This is a genomic window from Paenibacillus sp. P32E (genome assembly GCF_001909085.1).
Taxonomy (GTDB): Bacteria; Bacillota; Bacilli; order Paenibacillales; family Paenibacillaceae; genus Paenibacillus_AQ; species Paenibacillus_AQ helianthi.
The window spans coordinates 354,911-375,520 of sequence record NZ_LVYY01000013.1 but is presented as its reverse complement, the minus strand read 5'-3'; the positions used below and the strand labels follow the sequence as shown (position 1 = coordinate 375,520).

Below are 20,610 nucleotides of genomic sequence, written 5' to 3'. Positions count from 1 at the left end.
ATTTTGCTGTACCAGCTATTCAAAGAAGCGGTTTTTCCGCAAAAACTTTCAGGAGGTATCATAATGAGTTCATTGTCGAAGGAAAACAGTATTGTAACGGATATGTCGCTGGCTCCAGAAGGGCATCTTAAAATCGACTGGGTTCGCCAGCACATGCCGGTATTGAACCGGATCCGGGAGCAGTTTGAAGCGGAGCAGCCGTTCAAGGGTTTGAAAGTGTCGATCACGCTTCACCTGGAAGCCAAAACAGCTTATCTGGCAAAGGTTGTTCAAGCGGGCGGTGCCGAGGTAACCATTACCGGTTCCAATCCATTATCCACCCAGGATGACGTATGTGCAGCATTGGTTGAAGACGGCATTACGGTATTTGCCAAATATAATCCGTCACCTGAAGAATTCAAGGCTCTGAATATCAAAGCTTTGGAAAGTAAGCCGGATTTGATCATTGATGACGGCGGTGATTTTGCTACACTGCTGCATTCGGAGCGTCCTGACCTGATGGAGAATATCCGGGGTGGCGCAGAAGAGACCACTACCGGTATTATCCGGCTAAAAGCATTGCAGAAACAGGGGATTCTCAAATTCCCGATGGTGGCCGTCAATGATGCTTACTGCAAATATTTGTTCGATAACCGTTATGGTACCGGCCAGTCCGCTTGGGACGGGATTATCCGCACTACGAACCTGATTGTTGCCGGCAAAACAGTCGTCGTGGTTGGTTACGGCTGGTGCGGTAAAGGCGTAGCCATGCGGGCCAAGGGCCTCGGTGCCAACGTAATCGTTACTGAAGTGGACGCGATAAAAGCAGTCGAAGCCCACATGGATGGCTTTCACGTGATGCCGATGCTGGAAGCCGCAAAACGCGGCGATTTCTTCGTTACCGTGACAGGCAACCGTTATGTGATCCGCGGAGAGCATTACGATGTGATGAAGGATGGAGCGATTATGTGCAACGCTGGCCATTTTGACGTTGAAGTGAATAAACCTGAACTATCTGAAAGATCCGTATCCCAGCGGACGGTACGCAAGAATATAGAAGAGTACCAATTGAAAGACGGCCGCAAGCTGTATCTGCTTGCCGAAGGCCGCCTGGTGAATCTGGGTGCTGCAGACGGACATCCGGCTGAGATTATGGACACCACTTTTGCGCTGCAGGCACTTTCGCTTAAATATGTAAATGACAACTATAAGAGCATTGGCGTTAAAGTAGAGAATGTTCCTTACGATCTGGACGAGCAGGTGGCCCGCTACAAGCTGGAGAGCCTGGGGATTTCCATTGACAGCCTGACTCCGGCACAGGTCGAATATCTCGACAGCTGGAATCTCGAAGCATAACCTATAGAACGTAATACAAGGTGTCCGGGCCATGTAAATGGTTCGGGCACTTTTTTTTGAAATGTAAGACGTGTATGTGCTGCTGAGCACTATAAAGTATCTTTCCATTCCTCGCTTTAGCTGAAATTGCCTCTTGTACAGGAGGGCGAAACCATTTTGACTTGCCGACTTGACAAATAAGAAAAAATTACCTCACCCGTGAAAAAGGTTTTTGATTTTTAATGGCGAATCTATTATGCTTAGGTGGTGTAAAGTGGGGCAAAGTGGGGAATTAGAAGTTAGAGGTGGGGAATAATCATGTTTATGGGGGAATACCAGCATAGCATTGATGACAAAGGCCGTATCATTATTCCGGCCAAGTTCCGTGACATGCTCGGAACCTCCTTTGTGGCAACCCGCGGCCTCGACACCTGTCTTTTTGTTTATCCCATGGAAGAATGGGGAATCATGGAGCAAAAGCTCAAAAGCCTTTCACTGATGAAATCGGATGCCCGTGCCTTCAGCCGCTTTTTTTTCTCGGGAGCGACCGAATGTGTATGGGACAAGCAGGGCAGGGTTAATCTGCCGGGGAATTTGCGGCAATATGCCAAGCTGGACAAGGACTGTGTAATTCTGGGCGTTTCGAACCGGGTGGAGATCTGGAACAAGGAGCTATGGGAGCAGTACTTCGAACAGTCAGAGGAAACGTTCAACGAGATTGCCGAGAAATTGGTTGATTTCAACTTCGATCTATAACACATACAAATATTCGAATACTGCCCTGGAGGGATGCAGCTTGTTTCACCACATCACGGTGCTTAAGGAAGAAGCGACAGAAGGGCTGCACATCAAGAAGGATGGCATCTACGTGGATTGCACACTTGGCGGAGCGGGACATAGTTCTCTAATTGCCAGTAAGCTCAGCGGCGAGGGCCGATTGATTGGTCTGGATCAGGATGATTGGGCGCTGGAGAATGCTAGGGAACGGCTCGCTGAATATGGAGAGAAGGTAGTTTTGGTGAAAACCAACTTCCGCGATCTGGAGCAAGTGCTTAAGGAACTCCCCTTTGTTCCGCAAAAGGATGGCGTTCCCCAAGTAGATGGAATTCTATACGATCTTGGTGTATCCTCGCCCCAGTTTGACGAAGGGGAACGGGGATTCAGCTATAATCACGATGCTCCGCTGGATATGAGGATGGATCAGTCTGCTCAGCTGACTGCAGCCGAAATAGTGAATACCTGGCCTGAACAGGAGATTGCCCGGGTGCTTTTCCAGTATGGGGAAGAGAAGTTCTCACGGCGGATTGCCCGCAAGATTGTTGAGCGGAGAGAAGAACACCCTGTGGAGAGCACGGGAGAATTGGCGGAGCTGATCAAGGAAGGCATTCCGGCAGCCGCACGCAGAACGGGTGGACATCCCGCGAAACGCAGTTTTCAGGGACTCCGGATTGCGGTGAACGATGAGCTGGGTGCGTTTGAGGAAGGGCTTCACGCAGCAGTGCGCTGCCTTGCACCCGGAGGAAGAGTATCGGTGATCACCTTTCACTCCTTGGAGGACCGGATTTGCAAGCAGATTTTCAGCAGCTACTTAAGCAGATGCACATGTCCGCCCGACTTCCCATATTGTGTATGCGGTGCCGAAGGTACCCTGAAGCTGATTAACCGCAAACCGTTTGTTCCATCAGAAGAAGAGCTGGAGCAGAACACACGTGCACGTTCAGCGAAGCTGCGGATTGCAGAGAAATTGTAAATAACCATAAAGGAGAGTCAGAGATGGCCTATACCCGCGGCAACTTAGCAGTTCAACCCAAAAGAAAAGAAGAGGCAGACAGGCTTTACCGCGAGAAGACAAAAGTAGTCACAAGACGCATGGTGCTTCCGCTGCAGGAGAAACTTCTCTACATGCTGACACTAGGTGTGTTCGTACTGGTGGCTGTCACCCTGATTTGGCGTTATGTCCATATTTACGATTTGAATCTGCAGGCGCAGAAACTGGATGCCCAAATTGCTTCAACCAAGAAAGATATCGCAACGTTTCAGATGGAGAAGGAGAGCCTTGAGCAGACAGTGGCCCAGAGGGCTGCTGAGCTTGGATTTGTCAAACCTTCCGAGGATTCTACCATCTATATTCCCCTGAACAGCACGGCCACTGACGGAGACCATTAATCAGCGATTGGCGGCAATCGCAATAATAGAGTTGTGAGGTTGGCTTATGGTGAAAAGAATAAAACTTCGCACGCTGTTTATAGGAGGGTGTATTACCCTCTTTTTTCTTGTTTTAGTCGGCCGGGTGTTTTGGCTCCAGATTCTGGACGGTGAGTACTGGCAGAATAAGGCGGCCTCGCAGTGGGCCCACTCTGCAACCATCAAAGCAGTCCGCGGTGAGATTGAAGACCGCAACGGCAACGTCCTCGCCAGTGATGTTCCTGCATACACCGTTGTAGTTAACCCTGAGGTTATTGCAGAGCAGGGGATTGGCCAGGAAGTGATTGATGGTTTGCACAATCTACTGGGTAAACCGGTTGACGAGTTAAAGCCATTGATTGAGGCCAAGGATAATAAGACTGGCAAGTATCTCAAAAACCGCGAGATCCGCAATGAGGGCTGGAAGATTGATAAGGCGCTTAAGGATAAGGTGGTTGCCTTTTATGAGGAATTGGGCAAAAAACATGATATCCGTGAAACTGGTGTCGGGTATGTAACGGAGCAGAAACGCTATTATCCGAAAGGTACACTGGCCGCACATATATTGGGTTTTACCGACAGAGATGGCAAGGCGATCATGGGGCTGGAGAAGTATTTTGACAAGCAGCTGAAAGGCACTGATGGCAAACTTCACTATCAAAGTGACGGTAAAGGGGTCAAGCTTCCGAATTCCAAGGATACTTATCAGCCTGTAGTTAACGGGAGCAATATCAAACTGACGATAGACAGCACGATTCAATACTATATCCAAGAGGCTATGCAAAAGGCATATGACAAGTACAAGCCCAAGAGTATAAGTGTCATAGCTGCCGACCCCAATACGATGGAAATTCTCGGTTTGGCGAATATGCCTACCTTTAATCCCAATGAGTATTGGGATACTAATCAGAATGCCGCAGGCTTCTATAACCACGCGATCAAATCCAGATATGAGCCGGGCTCAACCTTTAAGATTGTTACGTTGGCCGGAGTGGTACAGGAGAAACTATTCAATCCAGATGATAAGTTTCAATCCGGTCAAATTTACATTAAAGGATACAGTAGACCGCTGCATGATATTAACAGAGTAGGCTGGGGGAAAATCTCATTCCTGGAGGGCGTTAAGCGTTCAAGTAATGTAGCTTTCGTTAAGCTTGGCTATGAGATGCTTGGTCAGGAGAGATTGCTGAAATACATTAATGAGTTTGGCTTTAATGAAAAAACCGGAATCGACCTGCCGGGTGAAACCATCGGTATCGTCAACCCTGACCCGAACAAGTCTGTCGAGAATGCAACCTTGGCCTACGGGCACGGTAAGGTGCTGGTTACACCGATCCAGCAGTTGACGGCAGTGTCCGCAATCGCTAATGGCGGCAAGTTGATGGTTCCGCATGTGGTCAAGGAAATCACCGACCCGAATACCGGCAAGAAGACCATTACCCAGCCTGAAGTGGTACGTCAGGTGATTTCGAAGGAGAGTGCCCGTGAAACTGGCGGCTACCTGGAGCAGGTGGTGGCGGATCAGGTTAAGGGAACCGGACGGCATGCCTACATTGAAGGGTATCGTGTAGCGGGGAAGACGGGTACTGCGATTAAGGTCAACGGTACGGATTATGACCGGAACAAGGTACTGTCTTCTTTTATCGGCTACGCGCCGGTTAATAATCCCAAGATTGCGGTGATCGTCATTATTGACGAGCCGCAGGGTGAAAACGGCGGGAATGGCGGTGGAGCGGTTGCTGCTCCGGTATTCCAGGAAATTGTGTCGCAGGCGCTGCCTTATATGGGAGTACCAAAAGTGAGCACGAATTCTGCGGACAGCACGTCCAAAACCGTTAAGTCTACTACTGCCGCACTGCGATCCACTCCGGATCTCACCGGCAAAACAGTACAGGCGGCTAGACAACTGCTGATTGATCAGGGCTTTGATTTTGAAGCTGTAGGTCAAGGAACTAATGTGGTCAGCCAGTATCCAGAGAAAGGAACTCTACTGGCAGTAGGTCAGCGCATCTATCTGCTGAGTCAGCAGGGAGATAAGCCTGTGATACCGGATTTGCGCGGACAGTCACTTCGTGATGCACTGGAAGTGCTCAGCCTGCTCAAGGTTGGTATTTCAGTGGATGGCGAGGGTTACGTGTCGGGGCAAACGGAAGGAACCAAGAACGGGAAGACACAGGTCACGCTGTCGCTAAAACCTATGAATGAACATGGTGAGAATATTCCTGCACCCGCTGATGAGGAAGAGCCACCCGTAAAGTAATGCCTTGGCATAGGCTTGTTCTAACCCCTGTTTGTCCTGAATAGTCATGAAGATAAGAGCTCATGTCTAGAACAGCGAAAGCGGGGGGACGGAATGAAGGTTTCGAAAGTCGTAACTCGTAGGAGAATGCTGTGGACGCTGCTGGGATTGGCCTTGTTATTTGGTGCGCTGGCTATACGTCTGGCGTATGTCCAGCTGTCCGAAGGAGAAAAACTGAGTGCCAAAGCGGAAAGCCAGTGGCGCCGCAATATTCCTTTTACCGCCAAACGCGGTGAAATATTGGACCGGGAAGGGAAAGCACTGGCTTATAATATCAGCTCGCCGACTGTGTATGCAGTTCCTGTACAGGTGAAGGAGAAGCAAAAGACAGCACAGACGCTGGCTCCACTGCTCGGCATGAGCGAGATGAAGCTGGTGACTCTCTTGTCCAAAAGTCAGTCATCGGTGAAGTTACAGCCCGGCGGCCGCAAAATTACGATGGAGCTGGCTGCGAGCATCCGTGATTTGCAGCTGCCGGGCATCGTTGTGGCCGAGGATAACAAACGGTTTTACCCTTACGGAGATTTGGCTGCGCATATTCTGGGCTTCACCGGTATTGACAATCAAGGCATTACCGGGGTGGAAAGCATATACGACAAGCTGCTCCAGGGCAGCGCAGGGGATATTTCCTATTTGTCTGATGCCGGAGGCCGGCTGATGCCGGGTTCTTCGGAAAAGTATTCAGCTCCTCAGGACGGCCTTAAACTGAAGCTGACGATAGACAAGCAGATCCAGTCCATAATGGAACGCGAGCTGGATCAAGCCATGGTGAAGTATCAGGCACAGGGCAGTTGGGCTATAGCTATGAACCCGAAGAATGGCGAAATTCTGGCCATGGCCAGCAGACCTGGATTTGAGCCTGGAGCCTACAAGGAATATGATGCTGAGGTCTACAACCGGAATCTGCCCATCTGGATGACTTACGAACCGGGCTCCACATTCAAAATTATTACCTTGGCCGCTGCGCTCCAGGAAGGCAAAGTGGATTTACAGAATGACCACTTTTTTGATCCAGGCTATATCGAGGTGGGCGGGGCCAAGCTGCGTTGCTGGAAAAAGGGCGGGCATGGTAGCGAGACTTTCCTGGAGGTGGTAGAGAACTCCTGCAATCCGGGCTTTGTAGCGCTGGGACAGCGGCTCGGTAAAGATACCTTATTCAAATATATCCGTGATTTTGGATTTGGCGCCAAGACCGGTATTGATCTGAATGGTGAAGCAAGCGGAATCCTCTTTAAGCCTGCGCAGGTGGGACCCGTGGAGCTGGCGACCACGGCTTTTGGCCAAGGGGTGTCCGTCACGCCGATTCAGCAGATAACCGCTGTCTCGGCAGCCATCAACGGCGGCAAGCTCTACACGCCGCATGTCGCCAAGGCCTGGATCAATCCGGATACCGGGGAGACCGTTTCGGAAGTGCAGCCGGAGATGGTGCGTCAGGTCATCTCAGAGGAAACCTCGAAGAAGGTGCGCGCTGCCCTTGAGAGCGTGGTTGCCAAAGGCACGGGCCGGCCGGCTTTTATTGACGGCTACCGTGTGGGAGGCAAGACAGGGACGGCACAAAAGGTAATTAACGGCCGGTATTCTCCTACAGAGCATATTGTATCGTTTATAGGCTTTGCACCTGCGGATGATCCGCAGATCGTAGTGTACACAGCGGTGGATAATCCTAAGGGCATTCAGTTCGGTGGTGTTGTGGCAGCTCCAATCGTGCAGAATATCCTGGAGGATTCCCTCCATTACATGAAGGTTCCAGAACGTAAAGATCAGCTTCCCAAAACCTATAAATACGGTGAAACTCCTATTGTGACAGTTCCTGATCTTACAGGGGCTACCGTACAGGATATTTATGAGGATCTGAACATGAACTTTACACTCGCCCGTTCCGGAACAGGCAATACCGTAATTAATCAGGCACCAAAAGCGGGGGCCAGAGTCGAGCAGGGTTCGACGATCCGGATATATATGGGCGCTGAAGATGGGAAATAATGTTTGAAGACGTCTTCTATTCCGAAAAATGCAGAGTGAGGGATGGCTATGAAAGTATATGAATTATCATCTTGTCTCGCGGCTTCGCGGGTACATGGAGATGGGGAGACGGAAATAACGGGACTCCAGGCGGATTCGCGCCGTGTCAAGCCCGGCGATTTGTTCATCTGCCTGCCGGGGTTTACGGTGGATGGGCATGAATTCGCTCCTCAGGCAGCCGCGAACGGAGCTTCTGCCCTGGTCTGTGAGCGGAAGCTGGAGATCGATTTGCCTCAGATCGTAGTGGATGACTGCCGGTTTGCAATGGCTGTATTGTCCAATGCCTTTTTTGGTTCACCGAGCAGCCGGATGAGAATGATCGGTGTGACCGGCACGAATGGAAAAACAACGACCACCTATCTGATAGAGCGTATTATGCAGGACCAGAATGTTAAGACAGGGCTGATTGGAACCATTCAGCTGAGATATGACGGACAGACCTATCCCGCTTCCGGTACGACGCAGGAATCCCTTGAGCTGCAGCGTACGCTACAGGATATGGTTCAGAAAGGCGTGCAGTGCTGTGTGATGGAGGTTTCCTCGCATGCCTTGGAGCAGGGACGGGTAAAGGGGACGGATTTCCGGACGGCCATATTTACCAATCTGACCCAGGATCATCTGGATTATCATCATACGATGGAAGAGTACAGGGCGGCTAAAGGGCTGTTCTTTTCCCGGATGGGAAATATGATCTCACCATGGAAGGAAGAACGAAAATATGCTGTCCTGAATGCGGATGACGAGGCAAGCACTTATTTTGCTGCACAGACTGCCGCAGAGGTGATTACATACGGCATCGATACTCCAGCGAATGTCCGGGCTTCGCAAATTTCCATCACCTCCAAAGGAACTTTTTTCCATGTAGATACGTTTAAGGGAGAGGCTGACATCTCATTGCGTATGGTAGGCAAGTTCAATGTGTATAATGCGCTGGCTGCGATCACTGCAGCGCTGTTGGAAGATATTTCGCTTGCGGACATCAAGGCCAGTCTTGAGTCTGTAGCAGGTGTTGCTGGACGTGTGGAGTCAGTGGATGAGGGCCAGGACTTCGCGGTAATCGTTGACTACGCCCACACACCGGATGGGTTGGAAAATGTGCTGCGGGCGGTATGTGAGTTTGCTTCCGGCAAGGTTCTTACCGTCTTCGGCTGCGGTGGAGACAGAGACACGACCAAACGCCCGCTGATGGGCAAAATTGCTGCGAAATACAGCGACCATGTCTTCGTAACCTCCGATAATCCCCGCACTGAGGATCCCCTCCTTATCCTTCGGGATATTGAAGCAGGGTTGCAGGAGGATGGAGTGGCACAGGACCACTATGAAATGATTGTAGACCGTAGGGAAGCGATTAGAAAAGCTATTGAAATGGCAAGCCCCAGCGATGTAGTATTGATTGCGGGGAAAGGTCACGAGACCTATCAACTGATCGGCGGAGTGGTTCATGATTTCGATGACCGCGTCGTCGCCAAAGAAGTTATAAGGGGCCGAAGCTATTGATTACAAGAACGCTGCGAAACATCGCTGCCATGTGTGGGGGAGAACTGTCCTCCGCTTACGATATGGATAAGAGAATTGCGGGAGTCGTTACCGACTCCCGCAAAATTACGCCTGCCTGTCTTTTCGTTCCGCTGGTTGGGGAACATTTTGACGGGCATGACTACAGTGCCGCATCTTTGGCGGCGGGTGCCGCCGCTACCTTGTGGCAGAGGGATAGGGGGGCTGCCCCTACGGGGGATGGCGTGATCCTGGTGGATGATACTCTTGCTGCACTGCAGAAGCTATCTTCCGCATATTTGTGCCAAATTGCTCCGCAGGTGGTCGCCGTCACCGGCAGTAACGGGAAGACAACTACGAAGGATATGATTACAGCCCTGCTGGAGGGACAATACAAAGTCCATAAAACTGCAGGAAACTTCAACAATCACATCGGTCTGCCGCTGACGATTCTCTCCATGAGTGAGGATATTCAGATCGCTGTGCTGGAGATGGGGATGAGCTCGCGGGGAGAGATTGCGCTCCTTGCTTCTTTAGCACCGCCTGATGTGGCGGTTATTACCAATGTGGGCGAGTCCCATTTGCTGCAGCTCGGGTCCCGTAAGGAAATTGCCCGGGCCAAGCTGGAAATTGCCGAGGGGCTGAAGCCGGGAGGTCTCCTGGTTTATAACGGTGACGAACCGCTGCTCTCCGAAGTTATGGCAGAGCCCGCCTTTCATACACCGGAGGGGATGAAAGGCTTCCGCTTTGGCTTGAACGCTGACAATGATGATTATCCCTCTGGAATGATGACCCATATCGGGGGGATGACCTTCACTTCCCATCTGCATGCGCAGCGCGCCTTCACGCTGCCGCTGCCGGGCCGGCATAATGTGGTTAATGCTTTGGCTGCGCTGGCGGTTGCCCGCCACTACAGCGTATCCGAAGACAGCATCGCAGAAGGCCTCAGCAAGCTTAAACTGACCGGGATGCGGATTGAAATGATGCTGGCAGCTTCGGGGCTTACTATGCTGAATGACGCCTATAATGCCAGTCCAACTTCTATGAGAGCAGCCATTGATGTGCTTCAAGGCATGAAATGCAGCGGCAAAAAAATCGCTGTGCTGGGGGACATGCTGGAACTTGGGCCGGATGAGGCGCTTTTCCATCAGGAGATCGGTGCTTACCTGGATCCATCCTTAACGGATCTGGTCTTTACCTATGGACCACTTTCTGCACATATCGCCAAGAAGGCAGAGGAGCGGTTTGGATCTGAACGCGTATTTGCTTTTATGGATAAAAAGGAGCTTACAGCGGCCTTGCTTAATAGAATCGATCCCAAAGATGTTGTACTCTTCAAAGCTTCAAGGGGAATGCGCCTTGAGGAAGTGCTGCACAGCTTGAATGAGCATTCTCAGACGGATCCAAACAAATAGGAGGGGGTGTACCCATGGATTATCAATTACTTCTGCTGACTATTGCTGTATCCTTTATCCTTGCGGTCATTGCCGCTCCGCTCTTCATTCCGCTTCTGCGGAGGATGAAATTTGGACAGCAGGTTCGTGATGACGGACCTCAGACTCACTTAAAAAAAGCCGGAACGCCTACGATGGGCGGAATTATCATTATGGTGGCATTCACGTTGTCTTTTTTGAAATTTTCGGTTGTAGACTCAGACTTCTATGTCCTCTTGGTAGCTACGCTCGGCTATGGGCTGATCGGCTTCCTGGACGATTATATCAAAATTGCGTTCAAGCGTTCACTGGGGCTGACACCGCGCCAAAAATTACTGGGGCAGCTGCTGGTTGGTGCCGTAATGTGCGGGCTTCTGATTAACGCCGGGCACAATACTGGAATCAGCATCCCGGGAACTTCGATCAGCTTTGATTGGGGAAGCTGGTTTTACTATCCGTTCATTATCATTATGATGATGGCTGTAACGAATGCAGTGAATTTTACCGATGGAGTAGATGGGCTGCTGTCGGGCGTCAGTGCGATTGCCCTAGCTGCTTTTGCCGTAGTAGCAATGCAGGCTACCTCGATTGCGGCAGGTGTTTGTGCGGCGGCAATGATCGGGGCGGTACTTGGCTTTCTCGTTTTCAATGCACATCCGGCGAAGGTATTTATGGGCGATTTCGGATCCTTCGGAATTGGTGGAGCTATTGGTGCGATTGCCATTGTTACCAAAAGCGAGCTGCTTTTTGTTGTCATCGGCGGTGTATTCGTCATTGAGATGCTATCTGTCGTGCTGCAGGTGGCCTCATTTAAAACCCGCGGCAAACGCATTTTCCGTATGAGCCCGATCCATCATCATTTTGAGCTTGGCGGCTGGTCGGAATGGCGGGTAGTTGTCTCCTTCTGGGCGGTGAGCCTGGTGCTGGCGGCAGTAGGACTAATCTTAAGCAAGGGGTTGTAAAGAATGAAGCATCCGGATGAATACCGAGGTGAAGAAGTGGTCGTCCTGGGCCTTGCCAAAAGCGGTGTCCAGGTGGCCAAGGTGCTGCATGAGCACGGCGCCGTTGTAACGGTCAATGACAAAAAAGAAAGAGATCAAAGTCCCGAAGCTTCCGAACTGGAATCTTTGGGAATTTCTGTTATATGCGGAGGTCACCCGGAGGGATTAATTCATCCGGGCGTGAGCCTGCTAGTGAAGAATCCGGGAATTCCCTATTCCGTACCTCCGGTGCAAAAAGCAATGGAGCTGGGTATCGAGGTAGTGACTGAGGTGGAGGTGGCGTACCACCTTTGCGCAGCACCTATGATTGGTATCACCGGTTCTAACGGCAAGACGACGACAACCACCTGGGTGGGGCGTATGCTGGACGCTGCGGGAATGAACCCTATTGTGGCCGGGAACATCGGCACACCGCTCTGTCAGGCCGCACAGGAGGCTCATGATGACAATTGGATGGTAGTCGAGCTTAGCAGCTTTCAACTCAAAGGTACTAAAGAGTTCCGCCCTAAGATAGGCTGTCTGCTGAATGTGGCAGAGACCCATCTGGACTATCATGGCGGTATGGAGGATTATATTGCTTCCAAGGCTAAGCTGTTTGAGCGGCAAGGGCCAAGCGACACAGCGGTGCTGAACTGGGATGACCCTGTCTGTAGAGAGCTAGTGCCTTATATCAAAGCAGGAATCTTGCCCTTTTCAATGACCGAAGAGCTGGTTCAGGGTGTCTTTGTCCGTCCTTCATTTGTCCAGGGTACCGAAGATGATCTCAAGCGGGTAATTGTCTATCGGGATTACTCCGAGAGTGAGACGGAAATTGCCGACGTTGATACTATCGGACTGCCGGGCCGCTTCAATGTGGAGAACGCCCTGGCTGCCTGCGGGATTGCAATCGCCGCAGGTGCAGACCCTGCCGGACTTGCCGAAGTGCTGGCAAATTTCAGAGGTGTCGAGCACCGGCTGGAATATGTAGCAGATAAAGCCGGAGCCGCTTATTACAACAACTCCAAAGCCACCAACTCCAAAGCCACCTCAATGGCGCTGGCCTCCTTCCGGAAGCCGGTTGTTCTGATTGCCGGCGGACTCGACCGCGGTTCCGATTATATGGAGCTATTGCCTGTCCTCGGCGGGGTCAAAGCGCTTGTAGCGCTCGGACAGACCAAGGACAAGCTCGCGGCCGTCGCAGGCATGGCAGGAGTAAAGCGCATCATCTCCGTCGATAATGGGGAGAGCGCCGCCGCCGTGCTGCAAAAGGCCGTGCGGGAGGCTTCCGCTCTGGCGGAAGCGGGGGATATTGTTCTCCTGTCTCCTGCCTGCGCCAGTTGGGATATGTTTACATCCTATGAGGAGCGCGGGCGTATTTTTAAAGAGGCGGTGCATAACCTTTAAGTAGGGGGGTGGATAAGCCCCTACTACAGATGCAAGAGGTGTGCTCCTGATGAACAAATCCCGTCATGCGCCCGATATCTGGATACTTATGGCTATTCTGTCCCTGCTGTTAATCGGCATGGTGATGGTTTACAGCGCAGGTTCTGTTTTGGGCTTCCGCAATTATGGCGATTCGTTTTATTTTGTCAAAAGGCAGCTGTTGTTTGCGGGGCTTGGGCTTGGCGCAATGTTCGTTACCGCAAACACCGATTATCTGGTGCTGAAGAGATTTGCCAGACCCGCGTTGATACTCTGCTTCATTCTGCTTGTCATGGTGCTGATCCCCGGTATCGGCGTTGTGCGCGGCGGAGCCCGAAGCTGGCTCGGCATCAGCTCTTTCGGGATTCAGCCTTCCGAATTCATGAAAATGGGGATGATCCTCTTTCTCGCCAATTGGCTGGGAAAGGATGATTATGATATCTCTGCCTTCACAAAAGGGTTGCTGCCCCCGCTCGCACTGATCGGCTCCGCATTTGCCCTTATTATGCTCCAGCCGGATCTGGGGACAGGCACCGTCATGTTCGGAGCTGCCCTCATGATGATTTTTACTGCCGGAGCGCGTATGAAGCACCTGCTCTCCCTGGGCTTTTTGGGAGTCGTTGGGTTTGCCGCGCTGGTTGCTGCAGCTCCCTACCGTCTGCAGCGGATTACAGCATTTCTGGACCCGTGGTCCGATCCGCTAGGGAAGGGCTATCAGATTATCCAATCGCTCTATGCAATTGGCCCCGGCGGCCTTGGCGGTCTGGGACTTGGCATGAGCCGGCAAAAGTACAGCTATGTGCCAGAGCCGCAGACCGATTTTATTTTTTCCATTTTGGCCGAGGAGCTTGGTTTCATTGGTGGGCTGATTGTACTGGTCCTATTCCTGATTCTGATCTGGAGGGGGATGAAGGTGGCAATGAGTCTGCCCGACCGGTTCGGCAGTTATTTGGCGGTAGGCATCGTCTGTATGGTAGCCGTCCAGGTCATCATCAACATTGGCGTTGTCATCGGCCTAATGCCGGTTACAGGCATCACGCTTCCGCTAATCAGCTATGGGGGATCATCGCTGACCCTAATGCTCACAGCACTCGGCATTTTACTCAACCTATCCCGTTATGCGAGGTGAAAGACATGCGTATCGTATTAAGCGGCGGCGGCACAGGCGGACATATCTATCCTGCTGTCGCTGTTGCAAGGCAACTGGAAGCGGAAGAAGAAGGCTCGGCTTTTCTGTATATTGGTGGAAAGCGTGGGCTGGAGAGCAAGCTGGTTCCGCAAGAGAATCTTCCGTTCAAATCGATTGATATCACAGGTTTCCGCCGCAAGCTATCTATGGACAATGTGAAGACTGTGATGCGTTTTCTGAAAGGGGTCAAAGCCTCCAAGGCAATGCTCAGGGAATTTAAGCCGGATGTCGTGATCGGCACCGGCGGTTACGTATGCGGACCGGTGGTTTATGCGGCCTCCAAACTTGGCATTCCTACCCTTATTCATGAGCAGAACGCGATACCGGGGCTGACGAACCGTTTTCTCAGCCGTTATGCCGATACGGTTGCCGTTAGCTTTGAAGGAACGGAGTCGGCGTTTCCCGGCGGGAAACATGTAATCTATACCGGGAATCCCCGGGCGACCACTGTAACCACTGCGAACCCCCAGCGCGGCTTTGCTTCACTCGGTATTCCTGAGGGCAGTACGGTGGTTCTGATGGTCGGCGGCAGCGGCGGAGCAAGAGCCATAAATCAGGCTATGATTGAGATGGCTCCATTTGTGGGTAAGGGTAATGGTGTTCATTATGTATATGTAACTGGTGAGTCCTATTTCGAAGAAACCCGCAAAGCTCTGCGCGAAAAGCTGGGGGGCGTGCCGAATTGGCTGCATCTTCTCCCTTACATCCATAATATGCCTGAGGTGCTGGCTTGTACTTCTCTTATTGTGAACCGGGCAGGCGCTTCATTTCTGGCTGAAATTACAGCACTAGGTATTCCCTCAGTTTTAATCCCGTCCCCTAACGTGACGAATAATCACCAGGAGGCGAATGCAAGACAATTGGAACGTGAAGGGGCATCTGTCGTGCTGCTTGAGAAGGATTTGAACGGCCAGACACTGATGGAGGCTGTACAGAAAATTATCAGTGTGGAGTCCGTTCGCAAGCAAATGTCTGAAGCCTCGCGGCGTTTAGGCAAAAGGGATTCTGCGGCACTTGTCGTTAGCGAGCTGCGCAGGCTGGCCGCAATGCGGAAATCGTAGTGGAGACTTGCTTCCAGCAGGCTGGAAGACGCTTCCTGTTATTGGTCTTCACTGTCACACACCCGAGGGCACGAACATAGGATAATCCTATAATCGTGACTATCACCCAGAGCACTTCCGGTCCATGAAATGCGGACACGGACAGCTTTTCCTGACCGTAATTGATTTTTGTATAGGAAGTGCTTGTGGTGGGTGAGCGGTAATCTCGGAGGTGATACATTGGACAAATTGGTGATTGAGGGTGGAACCCCCCTGTCAGGCACCATACGTATCCATGGAGCAAAAAATGCGGCACTGCCGATTCTGGCGGCTAGCCTGCTTGCCGAAGGAGTTCACTCACTGCATAATGTGCCGAAGTTGCTGGACATTGAGACAATGCTGCACATTCTGGAACGGCTGGGGTGCAGTTGCACTCACGAGGACGATACAGTAACGATGGATACTTCGTCTGTGGATACATCCCATGTTCCAGAGGATCTGATGCGGCAGATGAGATCCTCAATTTTTCTGATGGGGCCGCTGTTATGCAGATTTGGCGAGGTGACGATTTACCAGCCGGGAGGCTGTGCGATCGGTGAACGCAAGATTGACCTTCACCTCCAGGGGCTCAAACAGCTTGGTGCGGAGATTGAGGAAGTTAACGGACGGATCTCCTGCCGGGCTGCCAAGCTGACGGGAAGCGATATTCATCTGGATTATCCGAGTGTCGGAGCGACGGAGAATATTATGATGGCGGCTGCCATGGCTGAAGGCACTACAACGATATCGGGCGCAGCCAGAGAACCTGAAATTCAGGATCTTCAGAATTATCTGAATAAAATGGGTGCTCAGATCATAGGCGCAGGTACCGATACGATTACGATTCAAGGGGTCAAAAAACTGCAACCCTGCAGCTACGAGGTGATCCCGGACCGGATTGTAGCCGGTACAGTGATGATCGCAGCGGCTGCGACACGTGGAAATGTGACATTGACCCATACGAATGCCGGGCATTTAACCTCGCTTATTCATGTGCTCAGACGGGCTGGTGTTCAAATTACAGTGTGCAATGATATAATTAATATCAGCTGTATGGGACGTCCCCGTGCGGTAGAGAGAATCGTAACATCTCCTTACCCTTCCTTTCCCACAGACTTGCAGTCTCAAGTGATGGTACTGCTGTCACTGGCCGACGGATTCAGTGTGATCAAAGAGACTGTATTCGAGGGACGCTTCAAGCATGTAGAGGAAATGGCCCGTATGGGGGCGGATATCTCTATTGATCTGAACCGTGCATTCATACGCGGGGTGCAGAGGTTATACGGAGCTACGGTAGAAGCTACCGACCTGAGGGCAGGGGCTGCCCTGGTGATCGCTGGACTCGCAGCTCAAGGTACTACGGTAGTTGAGCAGGCGCACCATATTGACCGCGGATATGATGGCATTGAGAAGCTGTTCCAGAAGCTTGGAGCACGCATCAGCCGCAAAGTACCTGTGCCGGGTCCGTTAGATTTGGCCAATTAAAGCTCCCTGTCTCCTTCGGCTTCACGCGAGGGAAGGAGACAGGGCCTTATTACGGAGATATGAGAATGCCTAAAACCCGTTTACCTCTGCTTAAAGAGGACAAGCCAAGCAAAAAAATGAGCCGGAAGGTCACAATGATCCTGCTGCTGCTGTTTATTGCGCTGCTGGCTGTGATTTTTTTCCGTTCGTCGCTCAGCCGTATTACAGAGATTCACTTTCAGGGTAATAAGTACACGACCCGGGAAGAGCTGATATCCCAAAGCGGGCTTTCGGTCGGAGGACAGTTCTTTGCCGTTTCTAAGACTTCAGTGAAGAATTCCCTGAAGGAGCTTAAGACCATCCAGGAGGCTTCGGTAAGCAAAAGTTTCCCTGGCACGGTTACCATTACTATCAAGGAATATCCTGCAGTTGCTTATGAATTGGATCAGTCCGGTGAACTTGAAGCCATTCTGTCCAGCGGGGCGGCTGTAGGCGTGAATGAGTCCGGAATTGCGGTGGAGAAGCCTATTCTGACAGGCTGGGACGCTAAGGACCCTTATAAGGCCAAGCTCTGCCAAGTGCTCGCCAGCATTCCCAATGAATTGACCGGTGATATCTCCGAGATCGTACCTTCACCGACGCTATCCTTTCCGGACCGGATTAAGCTTTATACACGTTCGCATTTTGAAGTCATAACGGCGATTTCTCTGCTTAAGGATAAGGTGGAATATTTGAATCAGGTCATTGAGACCGAGGAGCCCGGACTGATTAAGATGCTGGAAGCCGATTCATATGTTCCGTTTCAAGCTCCACAAGAAACAAATGAGGACAAAGCAGACACACAAGAGTAAATAGTCCCTACTAATAGAGCGGGAAAAATGCTACAATCGGATTTACGGGCAATAAGCTGGATCCCTCTTTTTTCTCCGGATTTTTTGAACTAATGCCGTAAATATGGATGATGCTTCTTGAATACACTTATTTTAACTTTATAGTCTTCTAGTTTCATGGTTTTAGGAAAGCATCTATGTTTATGCGGAATGCTTGTTATATTATTCCACTCAAAAAATTTGTAGAAAAAAGAGGGAAAGGATTAGGTATGTTGAATATGTACAGAGAAGTTTCCCGGGACCGGGAGCAAACTGTTTTACTGGCTTCACCATCTATTTTGATCATAACAGGAGGTGCCATAGAGCTTGAGCAACAATGACATCATTGTTAGTTTGGACATCGGTACATCCAAAGTTCGGGCTATAATTGGGGAAGTTACCAATGGAACCTTTAATATTATTGGCGTTGGATCTGCTGATTCAGAAGGAATACGGAAAGGTGCGATAGTCGATATTGACCAGACTGTCCAATCGATCAAAAGTGCGGTAGACCATGCGGAGCAAATGGTAGGCATCCAAATTTCCGAGGTCTACGTCGGCATATCCGGCAATCATATCGGACTGCAGTCCAGTCACGGTGTTGTAGCCGTTCAGAATGAGGACCGTGAAATTGGTGAGGATGACATTGACCGGGTAATTAAAGCTGCGGAAGTCATCGCACTGCCTCCTGAACGCGAAGTGATTGATGTTGTCGCCAAACAATATATCGTAGACGGTCTTGAAGGTATCCAGGATCCGCGCGGAATGATCGGTGTCCGTCTGGAAGTTGAGGCAACGATCATTACCGGAGCCAAAACGCCAATACATAATCTGCTTCGCTGTGTAGAGAAATCAGGACTGAAAGTTAAAGATCTTGTGCTGATGTCTCTTGGAGCCGGTGGATTGGCGCTTTCCAAAGATGAGAAATCAATGGGCGCTGTACTGGTAGACATCGGTGCAGGTTCAACTACGATAGCCGTATATGAAGAGGGTTCCCTTTGTGCAACATCCACGATTCCGATCGGCGGAGAATTTGTAACGAATGATATTGCTTACGGACTTCGGACACTTACAGACCAGGCAGAGAAGGTCAAGCTGAAATATGGCTGCGCCTGGGTTGATGATGCCGCTTCGGATGTAGTATTCAAGGTGTTACGTATCGGAAGCAATGTTGAAAAAGAGTTCAACCAGGAAGATTTGGCTGCAATTATCGAGCCAAGAGTGCAGGAGATTTTTCATCTGATCCGCCAAGAAGTGAAACGGCTTGGTTACACGGAGCTTCCCGGAGGTTATATACTTACGGGTGGAACTGTATCCATGCCTGGTGTTCTGAAGGTGGCGCAAACTGAACTATCTGCCTCCGTACGCATAGCTGTGCCTGATTATATCGGTGTCCGGGACCCTGGTTTCACCGGTGGTGTAGGCATCCTGCACAATGTAGTCCGCAGTTACCGGGGACGCAACAGTGGCGGAGGAAACGGCAATAAGAAAACGGTCAACCGAAACAAGCAGAACGCCGTTCCAAGCCAAGATACCGGGAAGAAGCCCGGTTTGGTGGAACGTCTTAAGAATATGTTCAGCGAGTTCATATAAGTGTAAGTCCAGATATACTTGGACCGGCCATCCAAGCACTATTCTAGGGGGAGATGGAACAATATGTTGGAATTTGATTTTGAAATGGGGAGCTTGGCGCAAATAAAAGTCATCGGCGTAGGCGGCGGCGGAAGCAATGCTGTTAACCGGATGATTGAAAACGGCGTTCAGGGTGTTGAATTCATCACGGTTAATACAGATGCCCAAGCGCTGCATATGGCCAAATCGGAGCATAAACTGCAAATCGGGGATAAGCTTACCCGTGGACTAGGCGCTGGCGCCAATCCAGAGGTTGGCAAGAAAGCGGCCGAAGAATCCCGCGATCTGATTTCCAATACGCTCAAGGGTGCAGATATGGTATTTGTGACCGCGGGCATGGGTGGCGGTACAGGTACAGGGGCTGCACCTGTAATTGCTGAAATTGCCAGAGAATGCGGAGCGCTGACGGTTGGCGTTGTGACGCGTCCGTTTACTTTTGAAGGAAGAAAACGTTCCAACCAGGCAGAATTTGGTATTGAAGCGTTGAAGGAAAAGGTAGATACCCTTATCGTCATTCCGAATGACCGGTTGCTTGAAATTGTCGACAAGAAAACACCGATGCTGGAAGCCTTCCGCGAAGCGGACAACGTGCTCCGGCAAGCGGTGCAAGGGATCTCTGATCTTATTGCCGTTCCGGGTCTGATCAACCTTGACTTTGCCGATGTGAAAACGATTATGACAGAACGCGGTTCGGCATTGATGGGCATCGGAATTGCCACCGGTGAGAACCGTGCCTCGGAAGCGGCCCGCAAAGCCATTATGAGCCCACTGCTCGAAACTTCTATTGAAGGTGCGCGCGGCATAATCATGAATATTACTGGCGGTTCGAACCTCTCCTTGTATGAAGTCAACGAAGCTGCCGAGATTGTGAATTTCGCTTCTGATCCTGAAGTCAATATGATTTTCGGGGCCATGATTGAGGAGAGTATGAAGGATGAAATTAAAGTTACGGTGATTGCTACCGGCTTTGAACATAAGGCATCCCCTGTTGCGCCTAACCGACGCCCGGCAACTAGCAGTGAGCCTGCCGCTGACAAGAACGCCAACCTGCGTCCTTTTGGCAATCAGACAACCTCTGACCAGCTCGACATCCCGACGTTCCTGCGCAACCGCACACGCGGCAACAACGATTAGACAAAGAGACACATACACGTTTACGGAAGCACCGTATCCGGATAGCAGATTGCTATGGCCGGATACGGTGTTTTTTTGTTTTTTAAGCTGATATA

16 protein-coding genes are annotated in these 20,610 nt (G+C 50.9%); all 16 read left to right on the top strand.

Going from position 1 to position 20,610, the window contains the following annotated elements; translation table 11 throughout:
- Positions 1 to 63 precede the first annotated feature (63 nt).
- The 16 genes from A3848_RS14690 (at position 64) to ftsZ (ending at position 20,515) form a co-directional block, all read left to right on the top strand.
- Positions 64 to 1,335: an adenosylhomocysteinase gene (locus A3848_RS14690; RefSeq protein WP_074085661.1), complete on the top strand. Its 1,272-nt coding sequence runs from the start codon at positions 64 to 66 to the stop codon at positions 1,333 to 1,335.
- A 297-nt stretch (positions 1,336 to 1,632) separates the two neighbouring features.
- Positions 1,633 to 2,070: a division/cell wall cluster transcriptional repressor MraZ gene (gene mraZ, locus A3848_RS14685; protein WP_020427850.1), complete on the top strand. Its 438-nt coding sequence runs from the start codon at positions 1,633 to 1,635 to the stop codon at positions 2,068 to 2,070.
- A gap of 40 nt (positions 2,071 to 2,110) precedes the next feature.
- Positions 2,111 to 3,064 carry a 16S rRNA (cytosine(1402)-N(4))-methyltransferase RsmH gene (gene rsmH / locus A3848_RS14680; protein ID WP_074085660.1) on the top strand — a complete coding sequence of 318 codons (954 nt, stop codon included), beginning with the start codon at positions 2,111 to 2,113 and terminating at the stop codon, positions 3,062 to 3,064.
- 23 nt (positions 3,065 to 3,087) lie between these two features.
- Positions 3,088 to 3,480 (top strand): hypothetical protein, encoded by a 393-nt coding sequence (locus A3848_RS14675; RefSeq protein ID WP_074085659.1) that lies wholly within the window; start codon positions 3,088 to 3,090, stop codon positions 3,478 to 3,480.
- A 124-nt stretch (positions 3,481 to 3,604) separates the two neighbouring features.
- Positions 3,605 to 5,758: a penicillin-binding transpeptidase domain-containing protein gene (locus A3848_RS14670; protein WP_256702374.1), complete on the top strand. Its 2,154-nt coding sequence runs from the start codon at positions 3,605 to 3,607 to the stop codon at positions 5,756 to 5,758.
- A gap of 93 nt (positions 5,759 to 5,851) precedes the next feature.
- On the top strand, positions 5,852 to 7,780 hold the full coding sequence (locus A3848_RS14665; protein ID WP_074085657.1) for a stage V sporulation protein D: 1,929 nt from the start codon (positions 5,852 to 5,854) through the stop codon (positions 7,778 to 7,780).
- Between the two features lie 48 nt (positions 7,781 to 7,828).
- The gene (locus tag A3848_RS14660) at positions 7,829 to 9,316 is read left to right on the top strand and encodes a UDP-N-acetylmuramoyl-L-alanyl-D-glutamate--2,6-diaminopimelate ligase (protein WP_074085656.1); all 1,488 of its coding nucleotides are present in this window, start codon (positions 7,829 to 7,831) and stop codon (positions 9,314 to 9,316) included.
- Entirely contained in the window at positions 9,313 to 10,728 is a 1,416-nt protein-coding gene (locus A3848_RS14655; protein ID WP_074085655.1) for a UDP-N-acetylmuramoyl-tripeptide--D-alanyl-D-alanine ligase, read from the top strand. Before A3848_RS14660 ends, A3848_RS14655 begins: the two co-directional genes overlap by 4 nt.
- 14 nt (positions 10,729 to 10,742) lie before the next feature.
- Positions 10,743 to 11,708, top strand: a complete 966-nt coding sequence (gene mraY / locus A3848_RS14650; RefSeq protein ID WP_074085654.1) for a phospho-N-acetylmuramoyl-pentapeptide-transferase — start codon at positions 10,743 to 10,745, stop codon at positions 11,706 to 11,708.
- 3 nt (positions 11,709 to 11,711) lie between these two features.
- On the top strand, positions 11,712 to 13,130 hold the full coding sequence (gene murD / locus A3848_RS14645) for a UDP-N-acetylmuramoyl-L-alanine--D-glutamate ligase (protein WP_074085653.1): 1,419 nt from the start codon (positions 11,712 to 11,714) through the stop codon (positions 13,128 to 13,130).
- 49 nt (positions 13,131 to 13,179) lie between these two features.
- Positions 13,180 to 14,277: a stage V sporulation protein E gene (gene spoVE / locus A3848_RS14640; RefSeq protein ID WP_074085652.1), complete on the top strand. Its 1,098-nt coding sequence runs from the start codon at positions 13,180 to 13,182 to the stop codon at positions 14,275 to 14,277.
- 5 nt (positions 14,278 to 14,282) lie between these two features.
- Positions 14,283 to 15,398, top strand: a complete 1,116-nt coding sequence (gene murG, locus A3848_RS14635) for an undecaprenyldiphospho-muramoylpentapeptide beta-N-acetylglucosaminyltransferase (RefSeq protein ID WP_074085651.1) — start codon at positions 14,283 to 14,285, stop codon at positions 15,396 to 15,398.
- A 219-nt stretch (positions 15,399 to 15,617) separates the two neighbouring features.
- Entirely contained in the window at positions 15,618 to 16,901 is a 1,284-nt protein-coding gene (gene murA, locus A3848_RS14630; RefSeq protein ID WP_074085650.1) for a UDP-N-acetylglucosamine 1-carboxyvinyltransferase, read from the top strand.
- Positions 16,902 to 16,966: 65 nt separating this feature from the next.
- Positions 16,967 to 17,731, top strand: coding sequence for a cell division protein FtsQ/DivIB (locus A3848_RS14625; protein WP_074085649.1), 765 nt, complete (start codon positions 16,967 to 16,969; stop codon positions 17,729 to 17,731).
- A 345-nt stretch (positions 17,732 to 18,076) separates the two neighbouring features.
- Positions 18,077 to 19,342: a cell division protein FtsA gene (ftsA, locus tag A3848_RS14615; protein ID WP_074085647.1), complete on the top strand. Its 1,266-nt coding sequence runs from the start codon at positions 18,077 to 18,079 to the stop codon at positions 19,340 to 19,342.
- Positions 19,343 to 19,405: 63 nt separating this feature from the next.
- A complete protein-coding gene (ftsZ, locus tag A3848_RS14610) occupies positions 19,406 to 20,515 on the top strand; it encodes a cell division protein FtsZ (protein WP_074085646.1) in 1,110 nt (369 codons plus the stop codon).
- Positions 20,516 to 20,610 lie beyond the last annotated feature (95 nt).